Raw genomic sequence first — 18,611 nt, forward strand, 5'->3', positions numbered from 1 at the left:
GTACAGGTTATGAAAAATAAGTATATGCCGACTGCAATGAGCTTGTACTTAAACTACTTTGTGCATGGGATAGGTGTCATTATTTTGGCACAAAATATGGCTCAACTAGCACAACACTGGCACACGACCGCCGGCGGAGTTGCAGTAGTCATTTCTTCATTAGGAATTGGTCGATTATTAGTGCTACTTGTTTCGGGTGCATTATCGGATAAATTTGGTCGTAAACCATTTGTATTACTTGGTATTGCCACATATCTCTTATTCTTCGTTGGTATTGTGGCTAGTCCAAACATTACGATTGCGTATATCTTTGGTATTCTTGCCGGGATTGCTAACTCCTTCCTAGATTCGGGAACCTATCCAGCATTAATGGAAATGTTTCCAAAAGCGAAGGGAACAGCCAATGTAATTATCAAAGCGTTTATTTCTGCCGGTCAATTTATTTTGCCTTTGTTTGTCAGCTTTTTAATTGCGGGAAACATCTGGTATGGCTGGTCGTTCATGATCTGTATTGCAATTTTGGTGTTGAACGGTATTTTCCTGATTATTGCTGGTAAATTTCCAGTGGCCAATCAACTTCCAACGGATGTACAAGCAGATGATTTAACAGATGAAAAAGCTGAATCTAAAGGGAATTTGTGGTTTGATGGGACATTGTTTATTTTATACGGATACATTTCCCAAGCGACATTTTATTTAGTCAGTCAGTGGTTGAGTCAATATGGTCAAAAGATTGCTGGCATGGGTGAGACAAGTTCCCGAGCTTTGATTAGTTATTACAGTGTTGGTTCACTGGTCTGCGTTTTTGTCACTGCCGCATTGGCTAGAAAGGCTGTCAAAGAAATTCAGTTTTTGGGTGTATATACTTTAATCTCATTTTTATCACTACTAACTATGTATCTCGTTCCGAATGGATTAGTTTGTTCAATCATGTCTTTCGTAGTTGGTTTTTCTGCGGCTGGAGGCGTAATGCAACTAGGATTGACCGTTATGTCTACTTTCTTTCCTAAAGGGAAAGGAACCATCACTGGGGCCTTCTATACAGCTGGTTCCATTGCCTCGTTTACGATTCCACTGTTTACAGGGATGATGGCAAGCAATCTAGCAAATATTATCTTGTTTGATGTTTTCATCGCATTAGCCGGTTTCGTTGTTGCGGTGTTAATCACCATTCGTTACTATCATTTGTTTGGCAAAGAGGAAGCGGAAGCCTCGAAAGGAGAGACTAATCTTGATCAATCAAGCAACAGTTAAACTCAGAAACATCACTCTTGGTGTTGGTCGTCCGAAAATTGCGGTGCCGATTACCGGTAAAACCGCAGATGAAATTGGTGAACAGGCTCAGAAGATCGTCACGGTCAAACCAGATGTTGTGGAATGGCGAATTGATTATTTTGATGGTGTGTTGGATGCAGGGCAGTTAACCCAAACAGGTCAGCAATTGCGCCAAATTCTTGGTGACATTGCGTTGCTAACGACCTTCAGAACCAAAGGTGAAGGCGGCGAACTGGAATTGGCCGATGATGGTTATTTCAAGGTTTGCGAGACTGTTCTTCAAGGGCACTTTACCGATGCACTAGATGTTGAACGTTTTCATGATGAAACAGCCGTGAAAGGATTAGTTGGCGTGGCTCATGAAGAAAATGTAGTCATCATTATGAGCAATCATGACTTTGACAAAACACCAGCTGCTGATGAAATTCAGTCACGTTTAACAGGTATGGTTGAGCTCGGCGCTGATGTTGCCAAGATGGCAGTAATGCCTCATAACGCTAACGATGTTCTGACGTTATTAACGGCCACTACTAAAACTGCAGCGTCGGTAAATCAGCCGCTGATTACAATGTCGATGGGTGATTTGGGCAAAGTTTCTCGAATTGCGGGTGAAACTTTTGGCTCTGCATTAACGTTTGCAACAGTTGGTGCCGCTTCAGCACCAGGACAGATTCCACTACAGAATTTACGTCAAGAACTAGAAGATTTGAAGTTGAATTAGAAACAAGAATAGCATGACAGATGGGCCGACCAAATGACTGATTGTTGGTCGGTCCGCAGTTTATCATTGATCAGGCAGTGTGAGTCAGGAGGTATTGCGGTGTCGAACGAAGTGACTACAAAAAAGTACGTTTCTCAGTTTGAAATGTTTGGTACTGTGGTTTCACTGACCTTATTTAAACGCGATCAGGCTGTAGTCGAGACCGTTTACGATTACTTACAGGATGCGGATCGGATATTTTCAGCTAATCGGGAGGATTCCTTGTTGATGAAGATTAACCGTCAAGCTGGTGTGCAACCAGTGCAAGTACCACGTCAGTTGTACAATCTGATCAAACGGGGTGTAGTGGCGAGTCGCAAATACCGTGACAGTTTTAATGTTTTGATCGGTCCGTTTGTGAAACTATGGCGAATTGGTTTCGAGGGACAGCGGTTGCCATATCCAGCAGATATCAAGGCACGGCTGCAGCTTATCGAACCCGATGATGTTCTGTTGAATGATGAGCAGCAAACGGTTTATTTGACTAGGCGTGGAATGGAATTGGACCTGGGCGCGATTGCCAAAGGGTATTTTGCCGATCAAATTATAGATCTGTTGCAATCGAATGGTTTGAAAGCTGGCATTGTGAACCTTGGTGGTAACGTTCAATTGTTTGGCCGCAATCCGTTAACTTCGGATGGCCGGTGGCATGTGGGCATTCGCAATCCGCAACAGCCAACTGGGCAACCGTTGACGACAATTAGCACGGTGGCGAAAAGTGTTGTGACTTCTGGTATTGATGAACGATACTTCATTGTTGACGGTCACCGGTATCATCATATTCTCAGTCCGTTAACTGGTTATCCAATTGATAACGATCTTGCTTCTGTTACTATCGTGACGCCGGAATCGACATTGGCTGAAATCTTGACGACGGTCTGTTTCTTTGCTGGTAGTCGACGTGGGCTCGAATTGGTTGATCATATGACAGATGTCGAAGCCGTTTTTGTTACCCGTCAGAATAAAATATTAATGTCTCGTGGTTTGGAAAGATAAGTAAAGGAAGAATCCATTATGAGCAATGAACAGCAAATTACCGGCCAGGCTAATGGTCACAACGGTATTATTAATTATGAAGTGGATGTTTCAAATGACCATATCGACGATTTTAAGGTGTTAAAGCATTCTGAAACGCCCGGTATTTTTAATCAGGTGGTTGACACACTTAAGCAAAATATTATTGCTAACCAGTCATTTGATGTTGATACAATTAGTGGCGCAACCGTGATGACACAGGCGTTATTAAATTCCGCCAAGTCTGCGGTTAATGCGGCTGCTGTTAAGTTACATTCGGTTCCAACGAACACGGAGCATCAGGATGTCGAACTAACCGCAGACGTTGCCGTAATCGGTGGTGGTGAAGCCGGTTTGGTTGCCGCTAGTCGGGCACTCAGTTTGGGACACAAGGTGATTTTAGTCGAAAAAAACGGTTATCTTGGTGGCGCAACTATTCTTAACGGTTCTAACGTAACGGCCACTGGTTCAAAGGTTGCGGCGCGCATTTTCCCAGAACAGCAAGATTCACCGGAACAATTGTTCAATGATGTGACAAAAGAAAGTCGTAACACGAACTTGCCTGAATTAACCGAGTTAATGGTAAACAAGATCGGTTCGGCAATCGATTTTGTCAGTGACTATGCGGATCTCGAGTATCAAAAAGCCCAAACACAAACGCCCGAGCATTCTGTTGAGCGACAGATTGAGTTGCCGAGTGCTTCTAGTTTTGAATTCATAAAAAAGGTTTCAGCGGCATTTAAACAAAACGGTGGTCAAATACTTTTAGATGCCCGTGTTGAAAATATTTTGACCGATAATGATCGTGTAACTGGTCTTGTAGCAGAAGCTAAAAATAAAACGATTACTATTCACGCACAGGCTGTTGTTTTGGCTGCAGGTGGGTATGGTGCCAATCAGAAAATGCGTGGCACTGAAAGTGAAGGTATCGACTATTATGGCCCAATGACATCTACGGGGGATGCGTACAGCTTTAATGACAAACTGAGTTTGAAATCACACGATCTCGGTTGGTACAAAGTTTATCCACATGGTGTTGAAGTGGAGCCGGGGATTGCCAAACTGACAACGTACGCTTCAAAAAAAGCCACTGACATGGGCGCCATTTATGTGAATAACCGTGGTCAGCGGATCGTTAATGAATCAGACGTTTACGCCAAGTTCCGAGATGCTATTCTTGATCAGCCGGGCAAAGTTGCGTTTATGGTGATGGACGAACGCACTTGGAAAGAAGTTTATGCTTTGCTGGTGCTACATGATTTCACTGCGGCTGAGATTAAGGGCTACTTTGATAATCCAGACAAGAAGCCAGTGTTTGTTAAAGGCGGTCTACGTGAGGTTGCTCAGGCAGCTGGCATCAATTCTGATCAATTGGTTAAAACGGTTCAACACTATCAGGAACAGGCCAAAGCGGGAGAAGACCCAGACTTTGGTCGTGATGCGCAGTACTTACATCAGTTTGACGGTGAAACATTCTACGTTGTTGAGCAACGTGATCGGTTTGCGACAACGCTTGGTGGTTATAGTATTGACCCGTCGACCATGCAACTTAAGAATACAGACGATCAGGATGTGACTGGTTATTATGCTGCGGGTGAAATTGTGGGCGGTGCTAACGGCCATGATTCCATGCCAAGCATGATGAATACATGGGGAATTTCCTCGGGATATTTGGCTGGCACCTATGCTAGTCAAGCGGTGGAGGCCGCAAAGACGGCCAGCGCTAATTAAGCCAAGTCAGGTTGGATTTGAAGCAAAATTTCCGTTTTCAAACAAACTGACCTCAGCCAATTCTCAGCCAAACTAAAAATGAAGTTAATACAAAACAAATAACGCCACTTCCGCGATGGAAGTGACGCTATTTTTGTAGGCGCACTCGGCATGCATGATATTAAGTGCTAGGCGGTGAGAGCCCGCTGTGACTTTTACTAGATGAGTGACATGCTAAAGATTGCCGATTGTAGCTTATGGAAGGGGGTAGGGATAACTGGGGCGTATAGTACCGTTTTTGGTAAATAAACGATGAAAGTTTCAAGCCCCTACCTCCTATTCTGTTCTTTTTGATTATCGAGACAATGTGTCTCAAGCCAGTTAATGAGTTCGTCGCAGTTCTAACTTAGGTCTTATGTGTCAACAAGCTTTACACAGTAAAGAGGTGACCAATTCGCATTGCAGAGCTCTTTCGGCAGATTGAAGTGATTTAAGTTTTGCCTCAACTTATCCGATCACCAATCACTGAGCTACCATTTTTAACAAATTGTGCGCAACTTATTAGAACCGATAATTGAGTACGCAAAAAACTTAAAGGGAAAACATCAGATTGGGTCTCAAATTGTAAAATGCCGATTTTTAGCAACTTCTAAAAACATGCATTAGCCATGGCTCCTCAGAAGCGCCTGCATTTCTGCAATCCGTTCTTTGTGGGAGATGAATACTCCGAGTTCTTCTTGCCCATGAGTAACTAGCAAGTTTCTCTCGTCATCAAAGATGAGTGGAAAATGAATCAAGTGACTGTCTAGGCTCATCATCTGTAACAAATCATTCAAGCTCATCGCATCTACGCCAGATATTGATTTCAAAGATGTTGATCGACGAGCCAAGATGGAATCTACACCATCTTCTGAGGCAGCAATGAGTCGCTTTAAGGTCTTAACTGACAATCGATCATGCTGAGTGATCCTTCTTTCAGTAAAAGGCACGTTATGTCTTTTAAACCATTGAACAGCTTCTCTGGATGGTCGATTAGATGGAGTGGTATAAATTATTACCATAGTTAATATACCAACCTTTTTCTCAAATTTTAAAAGCCTTAGTCAATAAATGGCTCACGCTCGAATAGTACATATACACGAATTGGTATACATATATTATTTTCCCGATTAGCCCGTCACAAATTTATCTTTTTGTAGCGAGTACATCTTGTGGACGATTTACAAGCACAACGATATATTGTAGTCGCTAAAAAATCAAGGGGGTAACACTTGTAGTAGCTAATGTAAAACGATTGAATTTGCGATTGGCAAATCAACGGTTTTCATCATCAACATCGACGTGTTATTGACTTGCTTAGAGCAGACTAAACAAAACATGAGTGTTCCTTGTAAATGTTACGTTCGGACACGAATCAATAAAGAGGGAAACTAGATATGAAATTTAGTGCCTATAACAAATTACCGTATGAAGATGCAGCCAAAAAGAAACGAGCTTGGATTCCAGGAGCATTTTTGACGATTGGAATGTTTGGTGTTTTTACCTATTCCGGCATTTCTGAAATAGTTCATGCAGACACTGGATCAACAGATGCAACCGCAATCAAAGCGACCACAACAAATCTGACGACGGAAACAGCGCATGCATTAAGTGCTTCAAGCGCGGTTTCGAGTAGTACTGGTTCAGAAGGCACACTAACTAGTGATGTTTCAAAAGCATCATCAACCGCGAGCACGACAGTGAATAGCAATACGTCCCCTTCGACACCAAGTAGTGAAATAAGTGCATCGAGAAGCACAGAAGCAACGAGTCAGTTTGAACAAAAACAGGATGCCCTGAGCAGCAGTGCCGTAGCCTCATCTAGCGCTGCGCATTCAAACATGCAATCGACTACCTTATCGGACACTAACAGCCATTCAGCAAGTAGCGCCGATCCTAATACCCAATCTGCTACGGAAAGTTCAGTTGTATCAAGTGCAACGAGTCAGGCTTCAATTGGGGACAGCCAATTATCTTCGGCAGAAAGTGTAACTAGTCAGGCTGAGAGCGACACGGAGACTACAGCACAGCCTGTTCAGCAGAATCCTACACCCCAAGCCCAAGTGACCCCCGTTCAAACGAGTTTCACATTATCAAGTGCATCTCAAGTCACTGCGCCACCATTAAATCAGGCACCGGCGTTGTCCAATTTCTTTGTGACTGGTCAGGGCGACTATATTTTATTTAATGCATTTGGTGTTTTTGATTTATTTCCGTACAGTGTTACCAATTTAAATAAGCAACTATATGGATTTTATGTTGTGTTGCCGACATCGATTACGGGACAAGGTTTGACCGTTATGCAAGCGGCGGCGGATGATCTAGTGGCCCAAATGAAGGCAAAGGGCTTTTCAATTGATTCTATGACCGCTTACCAGTTGAATGATACGACAGACGGCCGGCAGGTTTATTATTTCAGACCTAATGATGGTGCTAATGATACCAATGCAAACATATCGTCTAGTTGGCCAGTTCTTCATCTGCCTGTTCACACGGGTGCGGATGTTAGCACAACCCCTAAGACAATAAGCATGAATGCTAATACGATGAATGAATTAGCATCGAAGGGCGTGCTGTTTGCCGGTTCCGGTAATTACACAGAGGGCGGCGGATTTTATCCCACATTGCCAGCGAGTTCATTAGGGATAAACGCCCCGGATGCAAACTTAAAGGGAATTGTCTATCCTGGCATTACTAAGGTGCTGACCTATACACATGCGACGGTGACAGATACCTACAACATAGTGGATGCCGAAACTAATAAAGTCATCAAGGTGTTGACCAAAGTTGGGCAGGACGGAACTCAGTATTCCCGAAAAGGTTTTATTGATTCGTTAGTCGCTTTAGGACTTGATCCGGCGATGTACGTTAACACTGATATAAACGTCAACGATGGCACGTTAACGGATGATATAACCCTCACACCAGCACAATGGAGTTCAGGTCAAACATTTGTTGCAGGACACACCTATACAGTAACTGTTGGCCGCGTTAAAACTAGCGTTGCCGGTCATGATAGCAACTTGATTGCTGGCCCAAAGACGACATGGACGGCTAGTGATAACTTTGACGGTGCGACTGATATTAATGGTAAAGCACTACAGTTAAGCGACGTAAAAGTCACCGGTAGTGTAAATACGCTAGTTCCTGGCGATTATTCGGTAACGTATGGTTACGTGGATAGCCAAGGCAATAATGTCAGCAAGAAGGTAGTTGTTCATGTTACAGCCACTCAAGCGTGGGTATCAGCACATGACAGTAACTTGATTGCCGGCCCGAATACTACGTGGACGCCTAGCGATAATTTCAATGGCGCAACTGATGCTAATGGCAAGCCACTACAGTTAAGTGATATGACAGTCACAGGAACCGTAAATCCGCAGGTTACTGGTGGGTATTCAATCACGTATAGTTATGTGGATAGCCAAGGAAATTACGTTAGTTGGACGGCGGGTGTATACGTCACAGCCAGTAAGGCGAGCGTAAAGGGTCACGACAGTAACTTGATTGCCGGCCCGAATACGACATGGACCGCAGGCGATAATTTCGACGGCGCGACTGATGCTAAAGGCAAAACGTTGCAGTTAAGTGACGTCAAGGTGACCGGCAGCGTAAATCCACAGGTTCCTGGCGACTATTCTGTAACGTACAGTTATACGGATAGCCAAGGAAATAATTTTGATAAGACGGTAGTTGTTCACGTTACAGCTAGTCAGGCAAACGTGAAGGGCCACGACAGTAACTTGATTGTCGGTCCCAATACAGCTTGGACTGCCAGTGATAACTTCGATGGCGCGACCGATGCCAATGGCAAACCACTACAGTTAAGTGACGTCAAAGTAACTGGCAGCGTAAATACACAGATACCTGGTGATTATTCTGTAACTTACAGTTATGTAGATAGCCAAGGAAACGATGTTAACAAGATGGTGGTTGTTCACGTCACAGCAAGCCAGGCAAGTGTAACCGGCCATGATAGTAATTTGGTTGCTGGTCCCAATACCACGTGGACTGCTAGCGATAATTTCGACGGCGCGACTGATGCCAATGGAAAGGCCTTGCAACTCAGTGACATAAAAGTAACAGGCACTGTAAATCCACAGGTGCCTGGTGACTATTCTGTAACTTACAGTTATGTAGATAGCCAAGGTAACAATGTCACCAAGATGGTGGTTGTTCACGTTGCAGCTAGCAAAATTAGTGTATCAGGTCATGACAGCTCCTCAATTGCTGGTCCCAATACCACGTGGACGCCTGTTGATAATTTTGATGGTGCAACTGATATAAGTGGCAATCCACTGCAAATAAATGATGTGAAGGTAACTGGTAATGTAAATCCACAGATGCCTGGCGATTATTCGGTCATTTACAGTTATGTAGATAGCCAAGGTAACAACGTCAGCAAGACTGTTGCCGTTCACGTCACGGCCAGCCAAGCCAGTGTAAACGGCCATGACAGTAATCTAGTTGCTGGTCCTAATACCGCATGGACTGGCAGTGATAACTTTGATGGCGCGACTGACGCTAACGGCAAGCCGCTGCAAATAAACGATGTGAAGGTAGCCGGTAATGTAAATCCACAGATGCCTGGCGATTATTCAGTAACGTACAGTTACGTGGACAGTCAAGGCAACAGCATCAGCAAGACAGTAACTGTCCGTGTCACGGCTATTAAGAGTGAAACAGACGATCAGAAATCCGCAGGTGATTCAAGTCAAGAATCATCTACTATAGCCAAACCTGGCATGACTTCTGCGACTGAATCTTCAACGCAAAATCAAGAAAACGTGTCTGTAGGAGTAGCAAGGGACAGCCTGCCAAAGATTTCATCTGCGTCTGGTTCCCAAGGCTCTCAAAATTCGAAAGTCAAAACCTCGGCACTGCCGAAAACAGGGCAACATGCTGAACAAAGTCTGTCTCTATTAGGGTTGATTTTGGGCCTATTGGGATTTGGGTTGTACCGTCCCAAGCGTGATAAAAAGTAAATTGGGTTATCTGAAATAAAAACAGCCTCCAAATGAAATGGTTTTAACCAACTCATTTGGAGGCTGCTTTTGATGTGATTGCAATGCAACGCGTTAACTTTTCACACCATAGGCTTTCCCAGTGTACGTAATTTTTCCAAGCGATCGTCCAAAAATAGTGGCGTATTCGGCTAGCCGCCGTTCAATCAGTCGTTTGCGCTGTTTATTAATAATATTGTATGCATCCACGGTGGCATTGAGCTTCTTCGTTGTGAGTTGATATCGCCAAGTGCCGTACAAATCACCATCAATTAGGATAATCGGCTCAATCTGTCCGCCAGTATGCCAAATCTTCTTTTGATGTTTCGTGGTGAGCCACGTTTTGTCCGCATAGCCAATCAGTAGGGGGTCAAACTTGCATAGCATGATAAGTGCAGGCATTTTAGTCGGCAGATTATCTGTTGGCCCGTAGTACGTCTTACCGTCGTATTCAAACGTTGCCAAACTGCTCAGATCCATTTCCGTAAGGTGGAGCGCCGTTTGGGAAAGGCCGGCAAAGTGGGCGTAGTCTTGCAACGTGGCTGGACCGTAAGCGGTAAAGTAAGCAATTGCATAACGCTGAAGTGTCGGTAAAAGCGATTGCTGGGGCACTGGCGGACAGGCGGTGAAACTGGTGTTGGTGGCAGCAATGGCAGGTAGGTACAACCGGCCGTGCATTGATTCGTCTAGCAGCAGAGCACTCCAAGTGAAGAGGATGGGGGCCTGATCGCCAAACTCAGCGAACAGTTCCTTACGGGTAAAGTGGGGATGCGCTTGACCAAACGTGTGAAAGTGGTCGAAGGCTTCTTTCGGATCGATGTTGTTTTCGCGCAGGTGTTTAGTGACCCAAGTGGCACGGTCGCCGAAAATAGTGACGAATTCTTGCCACGAGTGTTGTGTGAATAGATGCAAGGTTTGCCGATTGTCCCAAGCTTTAACGATTGGTGACGCCTGCACGGCTGTTTGAAAGTCTTGCGGGGCGATGTTGTCGATTCGATTATATAAATTTAATAATGCAGCATTACCGTATTGGGCTTGGATACCCAGTAAGTGATCGACCGTTTGTGACAGCGTTCTATTGGCAGGGTTAACCAGTAAACTATTTTGGAGACGCAGGTGCCGAATCTCCGTTTGCGTGATGGTGTTTGTCATATTATTTCCTTTACTGATTCGAATTAGTTTGCATTAGTAAAATCTTGAGCTTTGTTCACGTAAATGATGCGACATCTGTATTCTAGACCAGATGTCAATTTAGCGTGCCAAGTTAACAATTAGTGTATAGTGTATGTAATATTTCAAACGAGGTGGATAAGATGCCCATTCCAAAGAGCCAACCAATCAAACGTGAGACGGCGACAGACCATGCCTATCAGCAAATTCGCCGCTGGCTAATTGATGGCACGCTAGAACCAGGCGAAAAACTAGCAGAAACAGCGTTGGCAAATGCGATTTCGATCAGTCGGACACCAGTGCGTGAGGCTTTACAACGTTTGGCAACGGATGGTTTCGTCATTATGAATACAGGCCAAGTCACGCGGGTGGCGCCACTGTATCATGATGACGTAGCAACGTTATACCAGCCAATGGCCGCCATTGAAGGACTAGCTGCTCAGCTTATGGTCAGCAAGATCAGTCCTGCCGAGCGTGATGAACTGCAAAAAATCGATTCGCGGTTAACGACGGCGCTGCACAAACAAGATATTGAAACAGAACTGAGCGTCGACCGAGCTTTTCACAAACAGGTTTTAGCGGTTGCCGACAATCCATATTTAACGCAGTTTAGTGATTTCCTATACAGTCACATTTTACGGTTTGAAACATACTTTTTCAGTCACCACAATGTCAGTATTGACATCAATGGTCGGCAGCACGAAGCGTTGTTAAGCGCAATTGATCATCATAATGCTGAGGCGGCCAAACAGGCGTTGACCAATGATTGGCTGGGAACCATGACACAGATTCAACGGGCGCAGGAACAAGATAACTAACTTTAACATACTGTATACAATATCCACTGGATGCAATAAAAGATACCCCTAATTATTGGCTATTTTGAAGTCTAATAATTAAGGGCATTTTTTCTTGAAGCGATATTAGATTGTTTGCGTGATATTAGTAAGGACTTGCGATAAAAGATCTTGGAGTAATGATTCCACCAATACTGGTTGTCTCTCTAAATAATCGAAAGATTTCAGTTGCTCTGTGAAAATTGTGTCCCAGTCCTTGAGATTCTTAGGTTGTTGATAACTTTCAGGAGTTCCCTTATATTCAGCGTATTTTTCTGACAGTGTATGGGTAACTGGTTCAAGTTCAACAATTGTTTTACAATTTGATTTCTTGGTCTTAATTGTCACCGACTTTCAGATTGGCTGCCTTTAGAATACTTTTGCTTATAATTATTCCATTACTATTACCCCAAGGTCGTAGTTTAACGATAGAATTTTGGTTAGTCATCACGCTCACCACGTTTTTGAAAAAGTAAAAATACATGTTTAAACTTTGCTGAAGGATTAATCCTCTCAAACATCATAATCGAAAAAGATTGAACTCATCAAAGTTAAGCGGTATGCTACTTGTGTAAAACTTAATAGGCGATGACGTTCGCCGCAAACAATTATTGATAATTTGATGACGTCTACTGCATGTGTATTTTTCGTGCAGTAGGCGTTTTTTATTTATATTGGAAAGGTCGATTAGCTATGGATAAACAGTTGACGCTAGGCGGTTTAAGTCGCCAGGAGGCCGAAAGGCGTCTTCAACAAAATGGACTGAACGAAGTTTCGGAAACAAAATTCAATTTTTGGAAGGCCATACTTATTCGCCTTTGGGAACCGTCCGCATGGATTCTCGAAGCGGCATTAGTGATTGAAATTATTCTTGGCAAAGAGATTCAGGCTGGCTTTATTGTTTTGATGTTACTATTCGCTGCAGTGAACGGTGCAATTCAATCTGGGCGATCCAGCAAGGTGTTGCATCAACTTGCGCACGAACTAACCCCTCAGGTTTCCGTTTGCCGATCAAAGCAATGGCAAAAAATGGATGCTAAGAAACTAGTGGTTGGTGATCTAATCAATTTGCGAAGCAGTGAAATTGTGCCTGCAGATGTGAAACTCGTGTCAGCAGATCTTGAGCTGGATGAAAGCAGCATTACTGGCGAATCGAATTCGGTCAAGCGGCAGAAAGGCGAGCAGGCATTTGCTGGAACGGAGGTTGTGAGTGGTGATGCTTTAGCAATTGTGACGGCAACGGGGATTAATAGTCGTTCTGGTAAAACAATCAGTTTAGTTAATCAAAATTCTGCCCCTGGTCACTTGCAGCAACTGTTGGGAAAAATCATTGGTTATCTTGCTATTTTGGATGCTATCTTAGCGGTTATCATGATTATTGTTGCCGTCGTTCGGCACGAAAACTTGATTGAAATGTTACCGTTTTTGGCAATGCTCTTTATTGCGACAATTCCGATTGCGATGCCTTCAAGTTTTGCAGTTGCCAACTCAGTAGAAGCAAATGTATTGAGTAAAGAAGACGTACTAGTTAGTGATTTAAGCGGAATTCAGGAAGCAGCTAACATGGATGTCTTACTGGTTGATAAGACGGGGACAATTACTGTCAATCGACCACAGGTAACGGCGTTTTATAATCTATCTGAATTGACGGACGATGAAGTGATCCGTAACGCTGTTAGCGCGGCGGACATTGTTAACCCAAGTGTCATTGATCAAGCCATCATTAATTACGCGGCAGACAAAGACGACCGTTCATTAACCGTCCAACATTTTCAGCCGTTTGATGCGACTATTGGTTATTCGGTCGCAATCGTTGGCCCTGATAGACAATCCATTTACCTTGGGGCGCTCAAACGGTTGATGGCGATTGATGATGGACAAACTCCCATTCCCGCAACGGTTGATTACAATGCTGGCCGAACGGTAGCGGTAATGCGGAACAATCGATTATTAGGCATCTTTGTCTTGCAGGATCAACCACGTGCTGACAGTACGGCATCGATTCAGGCATTGCAGGAGCGCGGCGTGAAGGTGGTAATGCTGACTGGTGATAACCGGAAAACGGCCCAAATTATTGCCAATCAAGTTGGTTTAAACGGAACCGTTTTACCCTTCGCCGATTTAAACAATGACACAGCGATTGACAAGTTAGCTGGAATCGCAGAAGTTGTCCCCGAAAATAAGTTAGCGATGGTCAAGCAATTTCAACGTCGTGGCTATATCGTTGGCATGACTGGCGATGGTGTTAATGACGCGCCGGCACTCAAACAGGCCGAAGTGGGGATTGCTGTGGCAAATGCGGTGGATTTAGCCAAACGATCAGCCAAGCTAGTGCTCATGACAGATGGCTTAAGCTCAATCGTTAAAATCCTCGATAGTGGACACCGTGTTTATCAACGAATGATGACTTGGACGATTACCAAGCTTTCGCGAACGGCTGAACTAACAATGCTGCTCACGTTTGGTTATCTAGTCTTTCATTTTATGCCTCTCACATTGAATGCCATGATATTGGTAGCGATTCTAAATGATTTGGTAACGTTGGTTCTCGGAACGGATAACACGCACATTAGGTTACAACCAGAGAAATGGAACCTGAGTAACTTAAGCAGGGTAGCAGGCGTGTTTGCAGCGGGATGGACTATCGTCGGGGCTGTGTTTGCAACGACATTAGTTAAAATGGGTTATTCAGCAGGTCAGGTTAGCACAGGGCTGTATGTTTATTTAATCTTTAGTGCGATGTTAACGATTCTGATGACCCGAACAACTAGGCCGTTCTGGCGGAGTAAGCCTAGCTTAGCAGTGATCATTGCGATTACGCTAAACTGTTTGTTGACGTTGCTGTTAGCTGCCTTGGGATGGGGCATCGCACAGATTTCAGGGGTGTTAATTGTCGCGACTGTCGTTTTGACGATTATCATCGCTGTGGCATTAACATTAATATGGAAATTGATTAATTTAAATCGTCAGGCAGAGTAGACTATTAATAAATAACAGCGTTAAAAAAAGGCGCAGGAAATATAGTATGCAAAAAATAGATCAACGAACCTATCGGACCAAACGTAAAATTGAATCTGCAATGCTCCAACTTTGTCATGATAATGTGACGTTTGCCAAATTGACAGGGCCGCAAGTTGCCCAAGCAGCGCACGTATCACGTCAAACCTTTTATCGTTATTACCTCACACCAGAACAAGTCATTGTCACGATTTTAGATCGTCATCTGGATGAATTCTTGTCGGCATTTCGTTTTCAAGATTTAACTGCACAGAGTATGGTTATTCAATTGCTGCAGGCTTGGCAAAAACGAACGGATGCTTTTGAAATGATCGAATGGTCAAACACACGACAACTCTTTATTCAACGTTTGGCGAACTTTAATCACCACATTGCGCTCAGAAATAACAAAGCCTTAATCGATGAGACAACGATTTGTAATGTCTACGCAGCAGCGACCTATATGTTCTTACGTGATTACGTACTGGAACACAAGTGGACGCCGGAGCAGGCAACCAAACTATTGCTGCACCTGACTAACGGTCTGAGCGATCTTTTCTAGTTATGCAACAAAGCGGTTAAATCGGTCCATAACTTCGGCCAAAAGCCCTGTAAACTAAGCCTTATCCTAATAGATGAGGTGAATTAAACATGAAATTGATTACAACTGAAGAACACATGAGCACAGCGTTTGCTAACAAAGAAATCACTGATTATTTAAAACAACAACCGAGTGATCCTAAGAAAATGGCTGAATTTGGTCAGTCCTTTGCTGAAGGTTTGAAGGCCTATGCTGTCGATCCGGCAGTGATGCAGGATGTTGATGACAAACGAATCCGTTATATGAATGAAAATGGCATTGATATGCAGATTTTGTCTTACGGGGATTCAGTCACTAACCCGGATATTTTGCCAGGTGAGCAATCGATTCCGTTGACGCAGAAAATCAACGACGCGATTGCCGAAGCGGTCAAACGACACCCAGATCGATATCTGGGATTTGCGACGCTACCCGTTTCAGAGCCGGTCGCTGCTGCGAAGGAGTTAAAGCGTGCTGTAACGAAACTTGGATTGAAGGGCGCACTTATTCTAGGTACTGCCCGTAATAACGAGTTTTTGGATGCGCCAAAGTTCATGCCAATTTTTGAAATGGCGGCAGAGCTTGATGTGCCACTATATATGCACCCGTCATTACCATCCGAAACGATTCGTGACAATTACTATAGTGGCATGCAACCAATTGGTTTTAATGCCATTATGTCAACGCCTGGCTGGGGCTGGCACATGGAAGCAGGCCTACACGTTACCCGACTCATTTTGTCGGGGCTCTTTGATAAGTTGCCAAACTTAAAATTGATTTCCGGTCACTGGGGCGAGTTTGTCCCATATTTTCTGGAACGGTTGGACGAAGCGACAACACCAGTTGCTGGTAATACCTTGAAGCATCCAGTTTCGTATTACTACAAGAAAAACGTGTATATTACGCCAAGTGGTATGTATACGTGGCCCCAAATGCAGTTAGTGCTGTCGGAAATGGGGGCTGACCACGTATTGTGGGCACAAGATTACCCATATGTGAAAGGCAATGCTCAAGACTTCCTGTCCCAAACGCCAATTAGTGACCAAGACAAAGACAAGATTGCCCATGAAAACGTTGAAAAGTTACTTCATTTGAGCTGATCTAAGTTTGAGGAGGTTAAATCATTATTTTCCCCACAAGAACTGAATAATATACCGGTTAACTTCATCGTTATCATGCAACTTGCTATGTTGGGCATTCGATCCTTTGATCATGTGCTCGACATAGCTTTTTGGTTTGTTGCCTAATAAATATTTCAGTGATTGCGCCGAAACGTTGCTGACACTGCCATCAGAATTAGAGCCGTCACCGAGGTTGCCGTAGATGTTCATAACATCGACTTGATTCGTTGGATAATTATTACGGTGTTTCAGCATGTACCTGTATGAACTGTTAAGATGCTGTGGCTTGCCATTTGCTAACAAATGATTGCGGTTAGCTTTGTCATCCATACCGAGGATGCCGTCAAAATGACCGGCCAGATCGACCTGCTTTTGCAGTTGAGGGAGTGAACGTTGCTTGCCGTAGTTGACTTCGTAGTACATGAGAGCCAGATTGCCCATTGAGTGAGCGACAACATTGAATTTAGTGATGTGATATCTTTTCTGCAAGGTGGTCAGTACGTTTTTAACCCACCGTGCATCGTTGTTGTAATTTGATTCACGGTTGTTGGCAAACAGCACTTGGACAAGTGGATTGACCTTGCCCGTTTGCCACTTACCACTGAGTGTCACGTGACCAGAACGGCTGACATGGGCGGTTAACACTTTTTGAGCGGCCCCAGCCTTTTGAGCGGCTGCGATAATATTGTTAGCAGACGAGGGGCCACCACCGTAACCGTGCAGGAAAATGGTCGGTGTTTGAGAATAGTTGTATTTGCTATGATTTTGCTTGATGGCTGCTTGCGTCTGAGTGGTGAGAATAAGCGTTAGGGCGATGACAAACGTACCGAGTAGTGCGAAAGCTCGTTTGAACATAGTGTAAATCCTCCACTTGAACGATTTTTAGTATCGCTATTGTATGGTAACTATTTGAAATTCAGCAAACAAAGCTATTTGATTGTGGAAAATTCGTCTCTTAGTGCGCAATTTGCAATTGACTTTGGCCATGGAAACACTGGTGATCGTAACCAACAGGAGGCGATGCAGATGACAAGTGAGATTACGATCCGTCCCTTTGTGGATGCAGATGCCGAGAAAACAGCTGCCATGGTGAAAGATGTTTTACTGACGGTTAACGTCAAAGATTACGGCGAGTTGCTGATGTTAAAAACGGCTGCTGAACATGATGCGGCACATCTTCGTGCGATGGCGCATTATGCTAACTTCTACGTTGCTGTGAACGATGTAAACGAAATCGTCGGTTGCGGCGGCATTAGCAATTATTGGGATGTGCCACAAGAGGCAATCATTTTAACGGTGTTTGTTGAGCGCCATCAGCAGCGTGCGGGAATCGGTCATGAAATGATGCGCCAGCTGATGAATGATCCTGTATTTTTGCGATCCAAACGAATTGAAATCCCGGCTGCCATCAGTGCCGTACCATTTTACAAACAGTTTGGCTTTGACTATAAAGATGGCCGAATGGAACCAGATGATGAGGGAAATATCCGGCTGGAACTATCCAGGACGATAAAAGATGATCATAAGAAGGGTTAGCTACCTCAAAAGCGTTACTTGCGTGCATTTTATCGCACCGTTCAAGTAACGCTTTTTTAATTTATAGACCATTCTTCATTAGGCTGGTTGATTATTTAGTTATGCGCCAGCATGCTTTCAGCAAATGTTTTAACAGCCTGGATTTGATCAGGTTTTAAGGTGACGTCTTTCTTGGCACCAATCATGCCTTTGCCGCCCATCATTTGATGGAAATGGCCGATTACCGGAATACCTTGTTTGTCAGCCAATTTGGTTAAGGACTTATCGGCCGGCGTTTCCGGGCCACCAGAAGTGGTGAAGATGGCGATGTGCTTAACCTTGGTAGCATCTAAAGATCCCACAAAGGCACTCAGTGTTTTATCTGGACGCAACATGTAAGTACCACCGCCAACAAAAAGGATATCAACTGGATCAGCAGGCAGCGGCGTGTCGATTTTTTCAGCCTGAACACCAGCCACTGCTGCAATTTGATTGGCAAATGCCTCTGTGTTGCCATTACGAGTTTGATAACGAACTGCAATTGTCATACTAAAACCTCCAAGTTCTAAGTAATCTTGGCTTTAGTATAGG

General features: G+C 44.0%; 14 protein-coding genes and 1 riboswitch. Of the genes, 10 read left to right on the forward strand and 4 right to left on the reverse strand.

Annotation, left to right across the window (positions count from 1 at the left end; translation table 11 throughout):
• Positions 1-9: 9 nt before the first annotated feature.
• From G400_RS0108580 to G400_RS0108595, 4 genes are all read left to right on the forward strand, one after another.
• Positions 10-1,254 carry an MFS transporter gene (locus G400_RS0108580; RefSeq protein WP_017260675.1) on the forward strand — a complete coding sequence of 415 codons (1,245 nt, stop codon included), beginning with the start codon at positions 10-12 and terminating at the stop codon, positions 1,252-1,254.
• Positions 1,235-1,996 (forward strand): type I 3-dehydroquinate dehydratase, encoded by a 762-nt coding sequence (gene aroD, locus G400_RS0108585; RefSeq protein WP_035143814.1) that lies wholly within the window; start codon positions 1,235-1,237, stop codon positions 1,994-1,996. The genes G400_RS0108580 and aroD overlap by 20 nt, the downstream gene beginning before the upstream one ends.
• A gap of 99 nt (positions 1,997-2,095) precedes the next feature.
• Positions 2,096-3,031 (forward strand): FAD:protein FMN transferase, encoded by a 936-nt coding sequence (locus tag G400_RS0108590; protein ID WP_017260677.1) that lies wholly within the window; start codon positions 2,096-2,098, stop codon positions 3,029-3,031.
• Between the two features lie 18 nt (positions 3,032-3,049).
• Positions 3,050-4,780 (forward strand): FAD-dependent oxidoreductase, encoded by a 1,731-nt coding sequence (locus tag G400_RS0108595; RefSeq protein ID WP_017260678.1) that lies wholly within the window; start codon positions 3,050-3,052, stop codon positions 4,778-4,780.
• A 641-nt stretch (positions 4,781-5,421) separates the two neighbouring features.
• Here G400_RS0108595 and G400_RS0108600 read toward each other — a convergent pair.
• On the reverse strand, positions 5,422-5,820 hold the full coding sequence (locus G400_RS0108600) for an ArsC/Spx/MgsR family protein (RefSeq protein ID WP_017260679.1): 399 nt from the start codon (positions 5,818-5,820) through the stop codon (positions 5,422-5,424).
• Between the two features lie 375 nt (positions 5,821-6,195).
• Between G400_RS0108600 and G400_RS15760 the strand changes: the two genes are divergently transcribed.
• Positions 6,196-9,783, forward strand: coding sequence for a bacterial Ig-like domain-containing protein (locus G400_RS15760; RefSeq protein ID WP_017260680.1), 3,588 nt, complete (start codon positions 6,196-6,198; stop codon positions 9,781-9,783).
• Positions 9,784-9,876: 93 nt separating this feature from the next.
• On the opposite strand, the gene G400_RS0108610 is transcribed toward G400_RS15760, so the two are convergent.
• Entirely contained in the window at positions 9,877-10,953 is a 1,077-nt protein-coding gene (locus G400_RS0108610) for a DNA glycosylase AlkZ-like family protein (protein WP_017260681.1), read from the reverse strand.
• Positions 10,954-11,114: 161 nt separating this feature from the next.
• Between G400_RS0108610 and G400_RS0108615 the strand changes: the two genes are divergently transcribed.
• The 4 genes from G400_RS0108615 (at position 11,115) to G400_RS0108635 (ending at position 16,484) form a co-directional block, all read left to right on the forward strand.
• Positions 11,115-11,789, forward strand: a complete 675-nt coding sequence (locus G400_RS0108615; protein ID WP_017260682.1) for a GntR family transcriptional regulator — start codon at positions 11,115-11,117, stop codon at positions 11,787-11,789.
• 593 nt (positions 11,790-12,382) lie between these two features.
• Positions 12,383-12,446: riboswitch (Fluoride riboswitch) on the forward strand.
• A gap of 54 nt (positions 12,447-12,500) precedes the next feature.
• Positions 12,501-14,786 carry an HAD-IC family P-type ATPase gene (locus tag G400_RS0108625; RefSeq protein WP_017260683.1) on the forward strand — a complete coding sequence of 762 codons (2,286 nt, stop codon included), beginning with the start codon at positions 12,501-12,503 and terminating at the stop codon, positions 14,784-14,786.
• Between the two features lie 46 nt (positions 14,787-14,832).
• The gene (locus G400_RS0108630) at positions 14,833-15,366 is read left to right on the forward strand and encodes a TetR/AcrR family transcriptional regulator (protein WP_017260684.1); all 534 of its coding nucleotides are present in this window, start codon (positions 14,833-14,835) and stop codon (positions 15,364-15,366) included.
• Positions 15,367-15,455: 89 nt separating this feature from the next.
• Positions 15,456-16,484, forward strand: coding sequence for an amidohydrolase family protein (locus G400_RS0108635; RefSeq protein ID WP_017260685.1), 1,029 nt, complete (start codon positions 15,456-15,458; stop codon positions 16,482-16,484).
• Positions 16,485-16,508: 24 nt separating this feature from the next.
• Here G400_RS0108635 and G400_RS0108640 read toward each other — a convergent pair whose 3' ends face one another.
• The gene (locus G400_RS0108640) at positions 16,509-17,360 is read right to left on the reverse strand and encodes an alpha/beta hydrolase (RefSeq protein WP_017260686.1); all 852 of its coding nucleotides are present in this window, start codon (positions 17,358-17,360) and stop codon (positions 16,509-16,511) included.
• Between the two features lie 171 nt (positions 17,361-17,531).
• On the opposite strand from G400_RS0108640, the gene G400_RS0108645 reads away from it, so the two are divergent.
• Positions 17,532-18,041: a GNAT family N-acetyltransferase gene (locus G400_RS0108645; RefSeq protein ID WP_017260687.1), complete on the forward strand. Its 510-nt coding sequence runs from the start codon at positions 17,532-17,534 to the stop codon at positions 18,039-18,041.
• A 95-nt stretch (positions 18,042-18,136) separates the two neighbouring features.
• Here the strand turns inward: G400_RS0108645 and G400_RS0108650 are convergent, their stop codons facing one another.
• Entirely contained in the window at positions 18,137-18,568 is a 432-nt protein-coding gene (locus tag G400_RS0108650) for a flavodoxin family protein (protein ID WP_017260688.1), read from the reverse strand.
• Positions 18,569-18,611 lie beyond the last annotated feature (43 nt).

The organism is Furfurilactobacillus rossiae DSM 15814, from assembly GCF_000428925.1.
In the GTDB taxonomy this organism is placed as follows: Bacteria; Bacillota; Bacilli; order Lactobacillales; family Lactobacillaceae; genus Furfurilactobacillus; species Furfurilactobacillus rossiae.